This is a genomic window from Plantactinospora sp. GCM10030261 (genome assembly GCF_042666615.1).
GTDB lineage: Bacteria > Actinomycetota > Actinomycetes > Mycobacteriales > Micromonosporaceae > KBS50.
This window is the reverse complement of record NZ_JBHTDD010000001.1, coordinates 581624-598003: the sequence shown is the minus strand read 5'-3', so window position 1 is coordinate 598003 and position 16380 is coordinate 581624. Positions and strand designations below refer to the sequence as shown.

The 16380-nt window shown below is 71.3% G+C and carries 16 protein-coding genes and 1 pseudogene; 7 read left to right on the top strand and 10 right to left on the bottom strand.

Annotation, left to right across the window (positions count from 1 at the left end):
• The first annotated feature begins 82 nt into the window (after positions 1 to 82).
• The 5 genes and pseudogenes from ACFQUZ_RS02990 to ACFQUZ_RS02970 form a co-directional block, all read left to right on the top strand.
• Positions 83 to 415 carry an acyl carrier protein gene (locus ACFQUZ_RS02990; RefSeq protein WP_377437310.1) on the top strand — a complete coding sequence of 111 codons (333 nt, stop codon included), beginning with the start codon at positions 83 to 85 and terminating at the stop codon, positions 413 to 415.
• A 34-nt stretch (positions 416 to 449) separates the two neighbouring features.
• Positions 450 to 1775 carry a beta-ketoacyl synthase N-terminal-like domain-containing protein gene (locus ACFQUZ_RS02985; RefSeq protein WP_377437308.1) on the top strand — a complete coding sequence of 442 codons (1326 nt, stop codon included), beginning with the start codon at positions 450 to 452 and terminating at the stop codon, positions 1773 to 1775.
• Positions 1765 to 2793 carry a beta-ketoacyl synthase N-terminal-like domain-containing protein gene (locus ACFQUZ_RS02980; protein ID WP_377437307.1) on the top strand — a complete coding sequence of 343 codons (1029 nt, stop codon included), beginning with the start codon at positions 1765 to 1767 and terminating at the stop codon, positions 2791 to 2793. The genes ACFQUZ_RS02985 and ACFQUZ_RS02980 overlap by 11 nt, the downstream gene beginning before the upstream one ends.
• Positions 2790 to 4286 (top strand): AMP-binding protein, encoded by a 1497-nt coding sequence (locus tag ACFQUZ_RS02975; protein WP_377437306.1) that lies wholly within the window; start codon positions 2790 to 2792, stop codon positions 4284 to 4286. Before ACFQUZ_RS02980 ends, ACFQUZ_RS02975 begins: the two co-directional genes overlap by 4 nt.
• A pseudogene (locus ACFQUZ_RS02970) lies at positions 4283 to 4942 on the top strand (thioesterase II family protein); the annotation flags it as partial. The gene ACFQUZ_RS02975 and the pseudogene ACFQUZ_RS02970, both read left to right, overlap by 4 nt.
• Before the next feature lie 188 nt (positions 4943 to 5130).
• On the opposite strand, the gene ACFQUZ_RS02965 reads toward ACFQUZ_RS02970, so the two are convergent.
• The 9 genes from ACFQUZ_RS02965 to ACFQUZ_RS02925 all read right to left on the bottom strand — a co-directional run bounded on the left by ACFQUZ_RS02965 (position 5131) and on the right by ACFQUZ_RS02925 (position 13533).
• Entirely contained in the window at positions 5131 to 5484 is a 354-nt protein-coding gene (locus ACFQUZ_RS02965) for an MmcQ/YjbR family DNA-binding protein (RefSeq protein ID WP_377437305.1), read from the bottom strand.
• Positions 5481 to 6206, bottom strand: a complete 726-nt coding sequence (locus ACFQUZ_RS02960; protein WP_377437304.1) for a TetR/AcrR family transcriptional regulator — start codon at positions 6204 to 6206, stop codon at positions 5481 to 5483. The genes ACFQUZ_RS02965 and ACFQUZ_RS02960 overlap by 4 nt, the downstream gene beginning before the upstream one ends.
• 22 nt (positions 6207 to 6228) lie before the next feature.
• Positions 6229 to 7794: an MFS transporter gene (locus ACFQUZ_RS02955; RefSeq protein ID WP_377437302.1), complete on the bottom strand. Its 1566-nt coding sequence runs from the start codon at positions 7792 to 7794 to the stop codon at positions 6229 to 6231.
• A 127-nt stretch (positions 7795 to 7921) separates the two neighbouring features.
• Positions 7922 to 8680, bottom strand: a complete 759-nt coding sequence (locus ACFQUZ_RS02950; protein ID WP_377437301.1) for a transcriptional regulator — start codon at positions 8678 to 8680, stop codon at positions 7922 to 7924.
• A 119-nt stretch (positions 8681 to 8799) separates the two neighbouring features.
• Positions 8800 to 9858, bottom strand: coding sequence for a branched-chain amino acid ABC transporter permease (locus ACFQUZ_RS02945; RefSeq protein WP_377437299.1), 1059 nt, complete (start codon positions 9856 to 9858; stop codon positions 8800 to 8802).
• The gene (locus tag ACFQUZ_RS02940) at positions 9855 to 10736 is read right to left on the bottom strand and encodes a branched-chain amino acid ABC transporter permease (protein ID WP_377437298.1); all 882 of its coding nucleotides are present in this window, start codon (positions 10734 to 10736) and stop codon (positions 9855 to 9857) included. The genes ACFQUZ_RS02945 and ACFQUZ_RS02940 overlap by 4 nt, the downstream gene beginning before the upstream one ends.
• Positions 10733 to 11986, bottom strand: coding sequence for an ABC transporter substrate-binding protein (locus tag ACFQUZ_RS02935; protein WP_377437296.1), 1254 nt, complete (start codon positions 11984 to 11986; stop codon positions 10733 to 10735). Before ACFQUZ_RS02935 ends, ACFQUZ_RS02940 begins: the two co-directional genes overlap by 4 nt.
• Positions 11987 to 12038: 52 nt before the next feature.
• A complete protein-coding gene (locus tag ACFQUZ_RS02930) occupies positions 12039 to 12731 on the bottom strand; it encodes an ABC transporter ATP-binding protein (protein ID WP_377437295.1) in 693 nt (230 codons plus the stop codon).
• Entirely contained in the window at positions 12718 to 13533 is an 816-nt protein-coding gene (locus ACFQUZ_RS02925) for an ABC transporter ATP-binding protein (RefSeq protein ID WP_377437293.1), read from the bottom strand. Before ACFQUZ_RS02925 ends, ACFQUZ_RS02930 begins: the two co-directional genes overlap by 14 nt.
• A 311-nt stretch (positions 13534 to 13844) precedes the next feature.
• Here ACFQUZ_RS02925 and ACFQUZ_RS02920 point away from each other — a divergent pair, with 311 nt between their 5' ends.
• Both ACFQUZ_RS02920 and ACFQUZ_RS02915 read left to right on the top strand, forming a co-directional pair.
• Positions 13845 to 14183 carry a PadR family transcriptional regulator gene (locus ACFQUZ_RS02920; RefSeq protein WP_377437292.1) on the top strand — a complete coding sequence of 113 codons (339 nt, stop codon included), beginning with the start codon at positions 13845 to 13847 and terminating at the stop codon, positions 14181 to 14183.
• Positions 14180 to 15127, top strand: a complete 948-nt coding sequence (locus tag ACFQUZ_RS02915; protein WP_377437291.1) for a permease prefix domain 1-containing protein — start codon at positions 14180 to 14182, stop codon at positions 15125 to 15127. The genes ACFQUZ_RS02920 and ACFQUZ_RS02915 overlap by 4 nt, the downstream gene beginning before the upstream one ends.
• Before the next feature lie 71 nt (positions 15128 to 15198).
• Here ACFQUZ_RS02915 and ACFQUZ_RS02910 read toward each other — a convergent pair whose 3' ends face one another.
• Complete coding sequence (locus ACFQUZ_RS02910; protein WP_377437290.1) at positions 15199 to 16236, bottom strand: aminotransferase class V-fold PLP-dependent enzyme; 1038 nt, start codon at positions 16234 to 16236, stop codon at positions 15199 to 15201.
• Positions 16237 to 16380 lie beyond the last annotated feature (144 nt).

Genomic DNA, 16380 nt, shown 5'->3' with positions numbered 1-16380 from the left:
ATCGCCACACCGACACCGGGCCAGGAGGGGCGGTCGATATCGCCAGAATGACATCAACATATCGACCGATGGCAAAGAAAAAATGATCAGTGGAAAATCCATCCCGAGCCGGGGCTCATGGGCGGTATGGGACCGGAACGAGGAGTGGGTCGACATGCAAAAGATGAACGAAATTTCAGCTGCCGACCTGCGTGACCTGGCGGCCGACGCGTTCGAGGTCGTCCCGGCCGAGGTCACGGATGACGCCGACTTCTATCAGGATCTCGGAATCGACTCGCTACAGAAGATCGAATTTGTCGTCCGGATCGAAAGGCGGACCGGCGTGCGTCTCACCGACGAGGAGGCCGCGAACCTGAACACCCTTGCCGACGCGCTGACCGTGCTGCGGGCCCGGGGCGTGTCCATTGCTGCTTGACGACGGTGCGCCGCAAGGCCGCCGGGCGGTGGCGGTGGCCGGAATCGGAGCGGTCTCGGTGGCGGGTCTGGGTGCCGACGCGCTCTGGGCGGCGGTGCGCGACCACGCCGTGCTGACCGGTCCGGCGAGCAGGTTCGACCTCACCGGATACCCGACCTGCCAGGTGGGTGAGGTGCCGGCCGGCGCACTGGCCGGGCTGGACGACCTGGTGCCGACGCACGAGTCACTGGCCGCCAGGTATCTGGCGGCGGCCACCCTGGAAGCGTTGGCCGACGCTGGCCGGTCACCCGGAGAACCGGCACTTTCCAGCCGCGCCGGAACGCTTGTCGGGTCGGCGTCCGGTGGCGGGGTCGGGCCGGCGTCTCGAACGCCGGTCGGGCCGACGTCCGGTGACCGGGTCGGGCCGGCGGGCCGTGGCGATCTCCGGTCGGATACCCGGGAGCGGGTCGGCATCTTCGTCGGGTCGGTGATGGCGACCCGGCCGCTGCTGGATCGGGGGATCGGTCCGCGTGGGCTCGCGGTGCGCGGCCGGGCCTGGGCCCGACCCGGCACGCTGCTCGACGTGGTGCGCCGCGTGGTCCGGGTCACCGGTCCGACCGTGCTGGTCGCGTCGGGCTGCTCAGCGGGCAACGCGGCGATCGCCGCCGGCTACCGCGCTGTCCGGGCCGGCGAGGTGGACGTGGCGATCTGTGCCGGGGCGGACGAACTGTCGCTGGAGGTCTTCGCGATGTTCACCGCCCTGCGGGCGCTCGCTCCGGACGTGGTCCGGCCGTTCGACGTGGCCCGGCGCGGCACGGTGCCGGCGGAGGGCGCCGGTGTGCTGGTCCTGGAGCGGGCCGACCGACTGACCGCCCGGGGCGGGCGCCCCCGGGCCCGCCTGCTCGGCTGCGCGTCGTCAGCCGACGCCTACCACATGACCCATCCGCATCCCGACGGCGCCGCGCTCGTCACCACCCTGCAGACGCTCCTCGGACGGGCCGGCCGGCAGGCGGAGGAGATCGACTGGGTCTGTGCGCACGGCACCGGAACCCCGGCGAACGACGGCGTGGAGGCGCGGGCCACCGCCAAAGGGCTGGCCGGCCGCCGGCCGCCGGTGGTCTCCTCGCTCAAGGGCCAGCTGGGCCACGCGGTGGGCGCCGCCGCCGCGCTGGAGGCGGTTATCGCGGTACGCGCGCTGGCCGGAGACCTGATTCCCGGCAACGTCACCCTGGACCGCCCCGACCCGGAGTGTGCCGGTATCGACCTGGTTCCCGCTGAGGGCCGCCGGGTCCCGGTCCGCTTGGTCGCCAGTCCGGCGGCCGGGTTCGGGGGCGGCGTGACCACCCTGCTGCTCGGCCGGGAGGGTGACGATGACGCCTGACGGCACCGTACTCGCCGTTGGCGGGCTGGGGTTGAGGATGCCGGGGGTGACCGCGCCGGCGGACCTGATCCGGCAGCTCACCGGCGAGGTGCCGGTTCCCGGAGCGGGGCGGAGCCTCACCGCCGCGAACACCGACCTGCCGCCGGTCGATCGGTGGGTGCCCGCCTCCGTCGAGCCTCGGCTGCCCCCCGGGCTTCCGGCGCGCGGGCTGCGCAACTGGCCGCACGAATCGCTGCTCGCCCTCGCCGCGGCGGCGGAGGCGGCGGAGGCGGGGGCGGAGGCGGCGGAGGCGGAGGCGGAGGCGGAGGCGGTCCAGCAAGCCCCGGACGCCACGGCGGTGCTGTGGGCGAGTTCCACCGCCGGGTTGCCGGAATACGCCGGCGTCTGCCTCGACGCCGCACTGCTCGATCCCGGGCTGACCAGTCCGATCCTCGCACCCCTCGCGGCGTACAACGGTCCCGCCTCGACCGTCTCGATCCGGCTCGGGCTCACCGGCCCGGTCGAGACGCTTGTCGGTGGGGTGACGGCCGGGATGGCCGCGGTGATCGAGGCGGGTCATCTCCTCGCCGCGGGTGAGGCATCCTGCGCTCTGGTCGGCGGTTCGGCGGTGACCAGCAGATGGAGCCTCGCCGGGGTGTCCGACGGGTTGGCGCCAGCCGAGGGGTCCGCCTGCCTGGCCCTCGCTCCTGGCGTCGCCGGGGCGGTCACCCTCCGCCGGTCCCGCCGGGTCGGCTTCGATCCGGTACACGGGCTCGACGGCGTACGTGAGCTTGTCCACGCGGCCGGCCCGGTGGCCGGAGTGGTGCTCGCCAGCCCTGACCCAGCGGTCGCCGACGCGCTCACCGAACTGGCCGGTTCCGTCTGGCACATCGAGCGCGAGCTGGGCGACTTCGGCGCCGCCGGCGGCTTCCTCGCCGTGGTCTGCGCGGCCACCCTGTGCGCGGCGGGCCAGCCGGCGGTTCTCGCGCTTGCGGTCGAGCCGGCCGGCACCGCGTCCTGCATGGAGGTTTGGTCATGACAACTGTCGATCTGGTTCAGCGGCTGGTGGGTCACCGGATAGCGACGGCCGGCGGCACGACCGCATATCTGGACACCGACCGCCGGATCAGCTATGCCGAGCTGCACCGGGCGGTGCGCGCGTACGCGACCCGCCTGGACCGGGCCGGAATCGCCGGCGGGCCGGGCCTGGTGGTGGCGGACGACGCGATCACCACCGTGGTCGCGGTCCTCGCCCTCTGGTGGCGCGGGATGGTGGCGGTGCCGGTCAGCTCGATGCTCACCGCGACGGAGGTGGCGTTCATCGCCGGCGACTGCGGCGCCCGGTACCTGCACCTCGACGCCAAGGCAGCGGCGTCGCTGCCGACCGACGGCCCGCTGGCGGTCCCGCGGGGCGGTCCCGATTGGGCGGATCCGGACGCGGCGGAGCCGATAGAGCCGCCACCGGCCGTGGTGGTCGCACCGTCCGATGTGGTGCTGATCCAGTACACCTCGGGCAGCACCGGCGTGCCGAAGGGTGTGCTGCACACGGCGGCCGGCATCGAGGCGGTGCTCGACGGCTTCGGTCACCTCCTCGACCTGCGTCCGGAGGATCGGGTGCTGTCGACGGCGAAGCTATCCTTCGGGTACGGCTTCGGCAACTCGTTGCTCTTTCCGCTGGCGGCGGGGGCCAGCGCCGTGTTGCGGCAGGGACCACCCGACGTGTACGGAGTGGCGGCCAGTATCGCCCGGCACCGGCCCACGGTGCTCTGCGCCGTCCCCCGGGTGTACGCGGCACTGCTGGACCGGGCGCGTGCCGGTGAGCCACCCGAACTCGGCTCGCTGCGGCTGGCCGTGTCCGCCGGTGAGCATCTGCCCGCGCCGGTCTGCGCGGACTTCACCCGCACCTTCGGCGTCCCGGTGGTCAACGGGCTGGGGGCGACGGAGGTACTGCACATCGTTGTGGCCACCCGGGGCACCGAACCGGGTTCGACCGGCACCGCCGTGCCCGGTGTGACGCTTACCGTACGGGACGACGACGGTCACGTCCTGCCCGACGGCGTCGACGGGCGGCTGCACGTGGCCGGTCCGTCGGTCGCCGCAGGATATCTGGACCGTCCGGAGGCCGCCGCGCGGACATTCGCCGACGGCGGGGCGTACACCGGCGACATCGTGCGGCGGGAGCAGGACGGCCGGATCGGCTACCTGTGCCGCCGGGACGATCTGCTCAACCTTGGCGGATACAAAGTCTCGCCGTTCGAAATCGAGGCGGCGGTCCGCGACCTGCCCGGCGTGGGCCAGTGCGCGGTGGTCGGGACGCGCGACGAACACGGACTGGAACAGGCTGTCGCCTACCTGGTGCCGTCCTCCGACACGGACCGGGATGAACTGCGCCGGTCGGCCTGGAAGGCGTTCCGCACCGGGCTGCCGCCGTACAAACGGCCCGTCGCGGTGCGGGTCGTCGACGAGCTGCCGGTGACGTCGACAGGCAAACTGGCCCGGTTCAAGCTGCGGGCGGCCGAGGTGACCGGGTGACGGTGACCGTGCGGGTGCTGCGGGACGGGTCGGACCGCACCCTGATCTGCATCCCGCACGCGGGCGGATCGATCGGCTCGTTCACTCCGTTGGCCGTCGCCCTGCCGGCCGGCTGGCGGGTGGTGGCGGGTGAGGCCCGCCACCCCGTCGGTGTGGATCTCGACCAGGCGGCGGAGAGCTGGTGGCGGGCCCTCCGGCCGCACGTCTCCGACCGGGCCGTGCTGCTCGGCCACAGCCTCGGCGCGGTGCTGGCCGTCCGGCTCGCCGAGGTGGCCGGCGACGACCTGGCCAAGACGCCTATTCTCCTCGCCGCACCGCCGCTGCATCCGGATCCGACGGTCCGCGACCTGCTCACCGCGACCGACGACGCGCGCCTCATCGCCGGGCTACGCCGGGTCGGGCTGCTCCCGGAAACGTCGCTGACCGAGGAGGAGATCGCCCGCCTGCTGCTGCCGAGGTTCCGCCGGGACGTCGCACTCGCGCCCGGTGGGCTGGACCGTCCGGTCACCGTTCCGGTGCATGTGTTGATCGGTGCCGGTGACCAGCTCTGTACCCCGGCCGCCGTGGCGTCCCGGTTGCCGCCGGAACGGGTGCTGTCCAGTCGGGTCGTCGAGGGCGGTCACTACTTCCCGACCACCGAGGCCACGGCGACCGCCCGCGCGATCGCGGACCTCTTCCCCCCGGCGGCCACCCCCACCCCCACCCGCGCCACCCCCACCCCCACCCCCACCGATCTTGCACTTTGGGTTGGCGCTTTATGGCTCTCCTACCCTTTTGACGCAACCCAAAGTGCAAGATCACCGCAGATGGCGCGGGGGTGGCGTGGGGTGGCGGGACGGGTGGGTCAGGTTGGGGGGCGGTCTCGTTTGGGGAGTTTGGCGACGACCGCCGCGTACGACGCGTCGACCGCCTCGATCAGTTCGTCGTCCGGAATGGCGCCGCCGATGCGCAGCGTGTTCCAGCCGGACCGACCGATGTAGGCCATCACCGACGCGTCGTCCGGGTAGCGGGCCAGCCACTCGTCGGCCACGTCCCGATTCGGCCCGCACTTGACCCCGATCGTGGCGGCGGGGCCGGCGTCGCCGAAGAACGCGAAGATCTTGGGGCCGACCTTCACCACCACGTCGCCCTCCCACGGCATATCCTGCCAGGCACCAGGCTTGGCCAGGCAGAACGCCAGCACCTCGTCGCGGGTCATCGGACCGCCTCGCCATCGCCGGCGGGCGCGGAATCGGCGGGCGCCGGATCGGCGGGCGCGGAATTGGCGGGCGCGGAATCGGCGGGCGCGGAATGGACGCCGCCCGGTGCCACCCGCGTGGTCAAGTCCGTCAGCCCGGCGAAGATGGCGTCCACGATCCGCTCCGCGAGTTCCCGGTCCTCGATGTCCGGGCGCCACCGCAGCAACCGGTGCATCAACATCGGACCGGTGATCATCATCATGCAGACTTCGACGTCGATGTCCGGCCGCAATTCACCGGTGGTGACGCCGCGACGCAGCACCTCGCGCATGGCCTGGCGGCGTGGCTCGATCAGTTCCTGGTAGAGCCGGTGCTGTTCGGCACTGCGGTGCACCTCGGGAACCAGGCACGGCATGATCCGGACCGCCCGCGGATCGGGTTGGCGACCGGCCGCGGTCAGCAGGGTGATCAGGTCCTCCCGGACGCTGCGTCCGGCCGGCTCGGGCGGCGGGCCCTTGAGCGTCCGCAGCGCGTCCAGCAGCAACGCCTCCTTGCCGGGCCACCGTCGGTAGATGGTGGCCTTGCCGACTCCGGCCCGGGTGGCGATCGCCTCGATCGACAGCGCCTCGATCGTGCTCCCCTCGGCGAGCAGGTCGAGCGCGGCGTCGACGATCGCCTCGTCGGCGCGGACGCTCCGCGGCCGCCCGGGCGACCGCGGAGCGTCCGTGGAGGTGGAGGTCATGTCCCCCATTGTTTCCGACCCCTCACGCGGTGGCCAGTTCCGGCTCGCCCACCGGTTCCGGCTCGACCGGCGGCCGCGCGGGACGGCCGGGCATCCAGCGCAGCACCACGATGATGCCGGCCGCGGCAATGATCGCGGACAGGGCGGCCGCCCAGTGCATGGCCGAGACGAACGCGTCGTTCGCGGCGGACACCACAGCCGCGCCGCCGTCGCCGAGTCGCCCGGCCACGCCGTATGCCCCGGATATGGATTCGTTCGCGGCGGACCGCGCCGGCACGGGCAGCGCCCCGGTGGTGTCGGCGATCCGGTCGCGGTAGACGGCCGCGAGGACGGACCCGAGCACCGCGATGCCGAGCGCACCGCCGACCTGCCGGACCGTGTTGCTGACCGCCGAACCCACCCCGGCCCGCTCACGGGGAAGCGCAGCCATGATCGATTCCATGGCCGGCGGCATGATGTTCGCCATCCCGACGCCCTGCACGAAGAACACGGCTCCCACCACCCAGATCGGAGTGTCGGCGGTGACCAGGGCGAACGCGGTCAACGCCGTGGTGGTCAGGGTCAGTCCGACCGCCGAGACGGCGCGGGCCCCGAATCGCCGGACCATCGCCGCGCTGCGCGGCGCGAAGGCCAGTTGGGCGACGGCGAACGGCAGGAACAGCAGGCCGGTCTGCAGGGGGGTGTAGCCGCGGACCAGTTGCAGATAGAACGAGCTGAAGAACATGACGCCCATGGCGGCGAAGAAGACCAACCCGATCACCGCGACGGGAGCGGCGAACTGGGGCACCCGGAACAGCCGCACGTCCAGCGATGGATGGTCGATCCGCCGCTCGTAGGCGACGAAGCCGGCGAGCACCGCGAGGCCGCCGAGGATGGCCGCCCAGACCACGCCCCGGTCGAAGCCGTGCTCACCACCGTCGATGATGCCGTACGAGAGGGCGACGAGGCCGACCACCGACAGGGCCACGCCCACCAGATCGATCCGCCCCGGTCGGGGATCCCGCGACTCCGGGACCAGCAGCCCCACCGCCAGCAGGCCACCGAGCACCACCGGCACGTTGATCAGGAAGACCGAGCCCCACCAGAAACGCTCCAGCAGTGCCCCGCCGAGGATCGGCCCGATGGCCACGCCCAGTCCGACCGCGCCGGACCAGATGCCGATGGCCTTCGCCCGCTCGCGGGGGTCGAAGACGTTCGAGATGATCGACAGGGTGGCGGGCATGATGGCCGCGCCGCCGAAGCCCATCATGGCGCGCGCCGCGATCAGCTGTCCGGGCGACTGGGCGTACGCGGACAGCAGCGAACTGAGGCCGAACAGCGCGAGCCCGAACAGCAGGAACCGCTTGCGGCCGAACCGGTCACCGAGCACCCCGAAGGTGAACAGCAGACCGGCGAAGACCAGGGTGTAGGAGTTGATCGACCACTCCAGCTCGCCCTGGGTGGCGCCCAGCCCGCGCACCGGGTCGGCCAGCGTACGCAGCGCGACGTTCAGGATCGTGTTGTCGAGCACCACCACCAGCAGGCTGACGACCAGGACACCCAGGATCGCCCAGCGGCGGGGATGCCCGGTGTTGTCTCGTAGCTCCATGTCTCCGCTTCCCCCAGGTTGCTCCGCGGATTCGGATCGGTCGGCTCGGTCGGCTCGGCGGGATCGGAACCCCGTTGAAATCCGATACGGAACAGACTCGTATTAGGGAAGCAGCCTAGGGAGCGGATTAGCGATACGGTACCGTTTCGTTTCGAATGTGATTCACGTCTCCCGGCACCCGGCAGGCCAGCAGCGCGACCGGAAGCGAGGAGAGCCACGCGGACGCGGGCGGCAGCACGCCATCAACGGCCGACCCGACAGGTGGTATCGCGCCATCAACGGCCGACCCGACAGGTGGTATCGCGCCATCAACGGCCGACCCGACCGGCGGCACCACAGTGGACCAACCGGGTCCGGCGCCGTAGACCCGGGCCCACCGGCAGTCGGCGGCGAGCGCGTCGAGCGGGGGCCGGCGGCCGGTCCGGGTGGTCTGTGCCCAGACGACCACGGTGTGCGGCCGGATCCGCCGTGCCGCCCCACGCAACGCCGGCCAGGGCACGGCCGCGCCCAGGAAGAGACTGCCCTGCCCCCGCTCACGGAGGGCGACGCGGAGAGCGTGCAGCGCGAGGCAGTGCGCCTCCTCGTCGGCACCGGCCAGCAGCACCCCGGCCGGTGCCCCGGGCCGGCCCACCGTCCGGGCGAGCCGGTCCAAACCGGCCCGGATGCCCTCGGAGAGGGCATGCTCGACCGCGACGCCCACACCGTCCGACCCGCGCAGTTCGCGCAGCAGCGGTACGCACACCCGCTCCCACAGGGCGACCACGCCACGCCGCCGCCCGATCGTCACCGTCAGCACCGCCACCCGATCCGTGTCCAGTTCGCCGGCGGCCGCCGCCAGCCGCGTCCGGTCCGAATGGTCCGTGTCCCATGGCGCTCCGATACGCACCGTGCCGCACCCCCCGGGGTCGCTACGTCCTCCCAGGAAGTTCGCCGGTGACCCCGCGCCCGGATGCGGGAAGGGGTCCCTCGTCAACGTGATGCGTCGACGAGGGACCCCTTCCCGGGTCAGCCTCGGCGGCGGGCGGCGTACCGGCGGGCCAGATCGGCGGCCGTCCCCCACAGGCCGCGCCGGAACAGCAGCACCGCCAGCACGAAGATCGTCCCGGTGACCAGCCCGATCGTGTCGAAGCCGGAGAACGACAGCCAGTCCTCCAACCGCACCAGGAGGGCCGCGCCGAGCACTCCACCCCACAGGGTGCCGATGCCACCGAGCACCACCATGATCACACCCTCGCCCGAGGTGGTCCAGTGCAGCACGTCCAGCGAGACGAACTGGTGGCCGATGGCGAACAGACCGCCGCCGAGGCCGGCCAGGAACGCCGACAGCACGAACGCGGTCAACTTGTACCGGTGCACCGGATAGCCGAGCGCCCGAGCGCGGGCCGGGTTGTCCCGGATGCCCACCAGCACCCGACCGAACGGCGAGTTCACGATCCGCCAGGCAGCGAGGAACGCCAGCAGCACGATCGGCAGCGCCGCGTAGTAGAAGTAGTACTCGTCGGACAGGTCCAGCCCGGCGAGTTCCCGGGGGATGCCCTGCAACCCGTTCTCACCCCCGGTCAACCCCCGCCACTCGTTGGCGACCGCGAACATCATCTGCGCGAACGCCAGGGTGACCATGGCGAAGTAGATTCCGGTGCGCTTCACCGCCAGGTAGCCGATCGGCACGGCCAACACCGCGGCGGCCACCGCGCCACCGAGCACGGCCACCGGGAACGGCACGCCGAACTCGATCGCGACCATCCCGGTGGCGTACGCCGAGGTGCCCCAGAAGGCGGCGTGCCCGAACGACAGCAGCCCGGTGAAGCCGAGCAGCAGGTCGATGGCGACCGCGAACAGCGCCCAGCAGAGGATGTCCACGGCCACCGCCGGATACAGCCCGTTGGGCAGCCACAGCGCGACGCCCAGGCCGACGGCGAGCAACGCGTACCGCAGCCAGGACGGCGCGGTGCCGACCGCGGCCAGCACCGACGGTGCCGGCCGGCCGCTGCCGGGCTTGTCGTCGGCGGCCGGTGGCGCGCCGACTGCCGCGGTCCCGTCGGAGGTGCTGGGTGCCTGCGTCATGCCGGTGCCTCCTCACGGCCGAACAGTCCGGCCGGGCGCCACAGCAGCACGGCCGCCATCACCAGAAACACGATGGTCTGGCCGATGATCGGATAGTCGGACAGGTAGACCAGGCTCCACGACTGGACAAGCCCGATCGCGAACCCGGCGGCCACCGAGCCGAAGATCGACCCCAGTCCGCCGATCACCACGACGGCGAAGACCACGATGATCAGGTCGGCCCCCATCAGCGGGTTCACCGCCCGCATCGGCGCCGCCAGCACCCCGGCCAGCCCGGCCAGCGCGATGCCGAAACCGAATACGGGCGTGACCCACCGCCCGACGTCGATACCGAACGCCCGGGTCAGCTCGGGACGTTCGGTCGACGCCCGAATGATCATGCCGATCCGGGTGTGCCCCAGCAACCACCACACGGCAACGCAGAGGGCGGCCGCGAAGGCCAGGATGAAGACCCGGTAGGTGGGGAACTGGAACAGCCCGAGGTTCACCGTCCCGGTCAACGCCGACGGCGTTTCGTACGGGCTGGACTGCACCCCGTACCGGGACTTCACCAGATCCTGCAGGACCAGGGTGAGCCCGAAGGTGAGCAGGAAGTTGTACAGCGGGTCCAGCCGGGTGAGCCGGTGGATGAAGGCCCGCTCCAGCGCCATGCCGACGAGCCCGAGCACCACCGGCACGATCAGCAGCGCCCACCAGAACGACACGCCGGCCTCGGTGAGCAGGACGTACGCCCCGAAGGCGCCGAGCATGTAGAAGGCGCCATGGGCGAAGTTGACCACCCGGAGCATTCCGAAGATGACCGCCAGCCCGAGGGCGAGCAGGGCGTAGAACGCCCCGCTCACCAACCCGTTGAAGGTGTTCTGCAGGAAACCCGTCATGACATCTGGCACTCGCTGCTCGGCGCCCGGAACGCCTCCTCTGCCGGGATGGTCTTGAGGATCTTCACGTAGTCCCACGGCTCGGAGACCTCGGCAGCCGGCTTGACCTGGGCCAGGTAGGCGTCGTGCAGCACCCGGTGGTCCTCGGCCCGGAACTTGCCGTTGCGCAGGAACACGTCGTTGACGGTCTTGCCCTCCAACTGCTTCACCACCGCGTCGCCGTCATCGCTACCGGCTGCCTGCACGGCCTCCAGGTACTGGGTCGCCGCCGAGTAGTTCGCCGCGTGTGCGAATGTCGGACGGACACCCGTCTCCTTGAGGAACCGGTCGGCGAACGCGCGGTTCTCCTCGTCGAAGTTCCAGTACCAGGCGTCGGTGTAGGTGGTCCCGGCGAGCGCGGCCGGGGTCAGCGAGTGGACGTCGGTGATGAACATCAGCCCGACGGCCAGGTTGACGCCCTTGTCCCGCAGCTTGAACTCGTTGTACTGCTTCACCACGTTCACCAGTTCCGCACCGGCCTGCATGGTGCCCAGCACGGCCGGCTTGGGGCTCAGCCCGGCCGCCTTCAGCAGGTAGGTCGAGTAGTCACCCGACTCGTTCGGGAAGGGCGCCCCGTCCTTGCCGACCACGGTGCCGCCCGCCTCGGTGATCGCCGCCGAGAAGCTCTTCTCCATGTCCTGGCCGAAGGCGTAGTTCGGGTACAGGATGTACCAGCTCTTGCCGACCTGCTCGGTCACCGTCTTACCGGTGCCGTTGGCCAGCATGTACGTGTCGTACGCGTAGTGGAACGTGTACTTGTTGCAGCTCTTGCCGGTCAGCTCGGTGGTGGCGGCGCCAATGTTGAAGTACGGCTTCTTCTTCGTCTTCGCGATGTCGGCGACCTTGAGGGCGGCCGACGAGGTGGGCACGTCGAGGATGGCGTCGACGCCCTTGCGGTCGTACATCTCTGCGGCCTTGCTGTTCGCCACGTCCGGCTTGTTCTGGTGGTCGGCTGTCTCCACCGAGATGTCGCTGGTCACCGCCTTGTCGCCGTGCTTGGCCTTGAAGTCGGCGATCGCCATCTCGACGGCCTTCACCGAATTCCTGCCGGACAGGTCGGCGTAGACGCCGGACTGGTCGTTCAGCACCCCCAGCACGATCTTGTCGTCGGTCAGCTTGCTGTCGCCGGATCCCTGCGGCCCGCCGCCGCCACACCCGGCGGCCAGCATCATCAGGGCAGCGGCGCCGGCCAGACCCGCGGTTGCACGCATTGCCAATCCCTCCACCTCCGCGCGTCGGCGCGCGGCTCGCGGTCGCTTTCTGTCAGATTCCGAGGTACGTCAGCAGCTCGCGCTCCCGGGAGCGCACCTCGGAGTTGTCCATCGCCTCGACGACGCTGCCCTGCGCCAGCAGGTAGTGCCGGTCGGCGACGCCTGTCGCGAAATGCAGGTTCTGCTCCACGAGCAGGACCGTGACCCCGTGCTCCTTGGCCTGCCGGAGGATCTCCCCGACCTTCTGCACCAGCAGCGGTGACAGGCCCTCGGTCGGTTCGTCGCAGAGCAGCAGTCGGGCCCCCATCCGCAGCACCCGGGCCAGCGCGAGCATCTGCTGCTCACCGCCGGAGAGGGTGGTGGCCGGGGCGGCGCGCCGCTCGTACAGGATCGGGAAGGCCTCGTAGACGCGGTCGAGCGGCCACGGGTCCGGTCCGACCACGGCGGGCAGGGTCAGCTGTTCGACCACCGACAGGCTGGCGTAACTGCCCCGGTCGTCGGGCACCCAGCCGAGGCCCGCGCGGGCTCGACGGTGCGCCGGCAGTCGGCCGAGGTCGGTGCCGGCCAGCTCGATCCGGCCGCGCTGCTGCCGGTGCAGACCCATCACGCAGCGCAGCAGGCTGGTCTTGCCGGCGCCGTTGCGGCCGACCAGGGTCACCACCTCGCCGGCCTCGACGTGCAGGCTCACGTCGCGGAGCACCTGCGCCTCGCCGTACCAGGCGGACAGGTCGTCAACGCGCAGCATGCGCCGTCCCTCCCTGCGCGGCACGGCCGGTGCCGGCGCCGTCGTCACTGTCGCTGCTCTCCCCCAGGTACGCGGCGATCACCCGCTGGTCCGCCCGGACCTCCTGGTACGGCCCCTCCACCAGCACCTTGCCGGCCTGCAACACGGTGACCGTGTCGGCGAGCCGCCCCACCACGCTCATGTTGTGTTCGACGAGCACCACCGTGCGGCCCTGCCGGACCCGCTGGATCAGCTCGACGGTGCGGTCCACGTCCTCCAGGCCCATACCGGCGGTCGGCTCGTCGAGCAGCAGCACCCGCGGCTCCAGTGCCAGCGCGATGGCGAGTTCCAGGGCGCGTTTCCGGCCGTAGGCGAGCGCCTCGGCCGGCACCTCGGCGACGTCGGCGAGGCCCACCATGTCCAGCAGTTCGCGGGCCCGGTCGGCGTACCGGCGCATGAGTTTGGCCGAGCGCCAGAACCGCCAGCCGAGTCCGCTGGGGCTCTGCAGCGCCAGTTCGACGTGCTCCTGGCCGGACAACTGGGGAAACAGGCTGGTGATCTGGAAGGACCGGGCGACGCCGAGCCGGGCGATCCGTTCGGGCGGCAGGCCGGTGACGTCCCGGCCATCCAGCTCGATCCGTCCCGAGGTGGGTCGGAGAAAGCCGGTGAGCAGGTTGAACAGGGTGGTCTTGCCGGCGCCGTTGGGGCCCACCAGGGCGTGCACCGTGCCGTCGACCACGTCGAGATCCACCCCCGCGACCGCGCGGAAGCCCCGGAAGTCTCTCGTCAGTCCGCGTACGGTGAGCAGCCCTTGGCCCGCCATCGCCCTCCCCTTCGCAGCATTCCCGACTTCCGGTGACTGGTGTCACAGGTGTTCGCAGAAACCTACGGAAGGCAGCGACGGCTAACTATGTCGACGTCCCACACATTCCGGGGTCTGGAACCGGGCTGAGGCGCCACCCTCGACGGGCCGGGTGGAGCGTCAACGCGACCACCGGTCACCGGGGCGTTGCGCTCATGTGGCCCGCCACCGTCGAAGCCGGCCTATGCGTTCGTGTCTTCCAACCCACTGTCGTATCTCGCACTACGGAGTGCCATAGACATTAGTGTGTGACACACAGTATGGTGTGAGACATGAACGAGGACGTGCTGCGAACTCACCTTCAGGAGTTACGCCGCGGCACCGTGGTGATGGCGAGCCTGGTTGCGCTGCGCCGGCCCGACTACGGCTACGCGCTGCTGCAACGGCTCACCGGGCACGGCTTCCCGGTGGACGCCAACACGCTCTACCCCCTCCTGCGCCGGCTGGAGGAGCAGGGCCTGCTCACCAGCGAGTGGAACACCGAGGAGAACAGGCCGCGCAAGTTCTACCGGACCAGCGACGAGGGCGAGACGCTGCTGGGCCGGCTCCTCGACGACCTCGCCGCCGTGCAGACCTCACTTACCGGCCTTATCGAAGGAGCCGACCGATGACCACCCTGACCGAGCGGTACCTCGCCGCCACCCTGCGCGCCGTGCCGGCCGGGCGTCGCACGGAGATCGCCGACGAGCTACGCGCCTCCATCGAAGACATGATCTCCGACCGCACCGCGGCCGGTGCGGACCGCACCGCCGCCGAGCGCGACGTCCTCACCGAGCTGGGCGACCCGGACCAGCTCGCCGCCCGGTACGCCGGCCGCCAGCTGTACCTCATCGGCCCCACCTACTACCTGGTCTGGTGGCGGCTGCTGCGCCTGCTGCTGTCCTTCATCCCGGCGCTCGTCGGAGTCGTGGTGGCCGTGGTCGAGGCGACCGACGGTGACGCCCCGGCGGGAGCCGTCGGCGCCGGCGTCGTGGTCGCCTTCCAGGTCGCGGTGCAGATCTCCTTCTGGGTGACCCTCGTGTTCGCGATCTTCGAATGGACCAACGCCACGGTCGACCTGCCGCGGTGGACCGTCGACCGGTTGCCCGACACGCCCGTCGACCGGGACATCTCGCTCGTCGACACCGCCGCCTCGATCGCGATGATCCTGCTCTTCGCCGCCTGGTTCCCGTGGCAGCATTACCAGTCCTTCGTCGACGGCGGTTCCGGCACGGACATCCCGATCCTCGACCCCGACCTGTGGACCTTCTGGTTGCCGGTCGTGCTGGCCGTCCTGCTGGTCAGTGCCGCCTTCGAGATCGTGAAGTACCGGGTGGGTCGGTGGACCTGGCCGCTGGTGGCGGCAAACGTCGCCGTCCAACTGGCGTTCGCCGTCCCGGTCGTCTGGCTGCTGCTCTCCGAGAGGCTGCTCAATCCGGCGCTCATCGACCGCTTCGCCTGGTTGCGCGAGGGCGGCACGGAACTGGTGACCAACCTGACGCTTGTCGGCATCGCGATCGTGCTGGTCTGGAGCATCATCGACACCATCGTCAAGGCCCGCCGGCACGCGCGCTGACCCGATCACCGGCCCGTGCCGCGCCGACCCCAGGCACCCGGCCAGTCCGCACGCTGGCGGCGCTCACCGGATCATCCGGTGAGCGCGGCCAGCGTCATGTCCACGTCCGCGTCGGTCGAGTAGAGGTGGAACGAGGCCCGCAGTCGGCCGTTGCGCACCGCCGCGCGCACCCCGGCCGAGCGCAGCCGCCGCTCCGCGTCCGGCACGTCGACGGCGACGATGGCACTGTCGCCGGCAGGTCGGCCGAGCCCGGCGAGGAATCGGTTGGCCAAGCCCACGTTGTACGCCCGGATCGCCGGAAGACCGACGTCGAGCAGCAACTCCATGGCCGGCGCGGCACCGACGAAGCTGAACCACGCGGGCGAGGTGTCGAAGCGGCGGGCCCCGTCCGCCAACCGCAGCGGCAGCCCGTAGTACGACTCGTGCACGTCCGCGCCCGCGTACCAGCCGGCGGCCGACGCGATCGTGCGGTCCCGCACCCGCGGCCCCAGGTATCCGAACGCCGCACCCCGCGGCGCCATCAACCACTTGTACGCGTGGACGACCACCACGTCGGCGAGCGTGCCGTCGAACGGTAGCCAGCCGCACGCCTGCGTCGCGTCGACGACCAGCAACGCGTCGGCGGCCGACGCGGCGGCCGCCAGTTCCCGGTAGGGCGCCACCCTGCCGTCCGCCGACTGGACCAGGCTCACCGCCACCAGATCCACGCTGGCGTCGACCGCGTCGAGCAGCCCGGCCAGCGGCACGGTCCGGACCTCGACCCCCCGCTCGGCCTGCGCCAGCCAGGGAAACAGGTTGGAGGTGAACTCCTCCTCCGCGACCAGCACGGTGGCGCCGACGGGCAGCGCTGCGGCGATCGGCGCGAGCAGCCCGGACACGGTGCCGCCGATGGCCACATCGGACACCGGAACCCCGGTCAGCCGGGCGAAGGCGGCCCTCGATCGCGCGACGTACTCGTCCCAACCCTCCCAGGACGTCCGGCCCACCCGCCAGTCTTCCAGCGTCGCCCGCAACGCCTCCCACGCCGGCCGGGGCGGCAGCCCGTAGCTCGCCGTGTTCAGCCAACCGGGCTGCGGATCCCACAGCCGCCGCGCCTCAACAAGATCCATGTCCGAAATGCTATCCAGGCCACCCGACCAACGCGCCGCCTCATACGCCTGCGGTACTCCCTCGGTACCCCACCTCCTACCTGGTCGGGCTTCGGCTACTGCGGTCCGTCATCCCGCGCTCGTCGACGTCGTGGTGGCCATGGT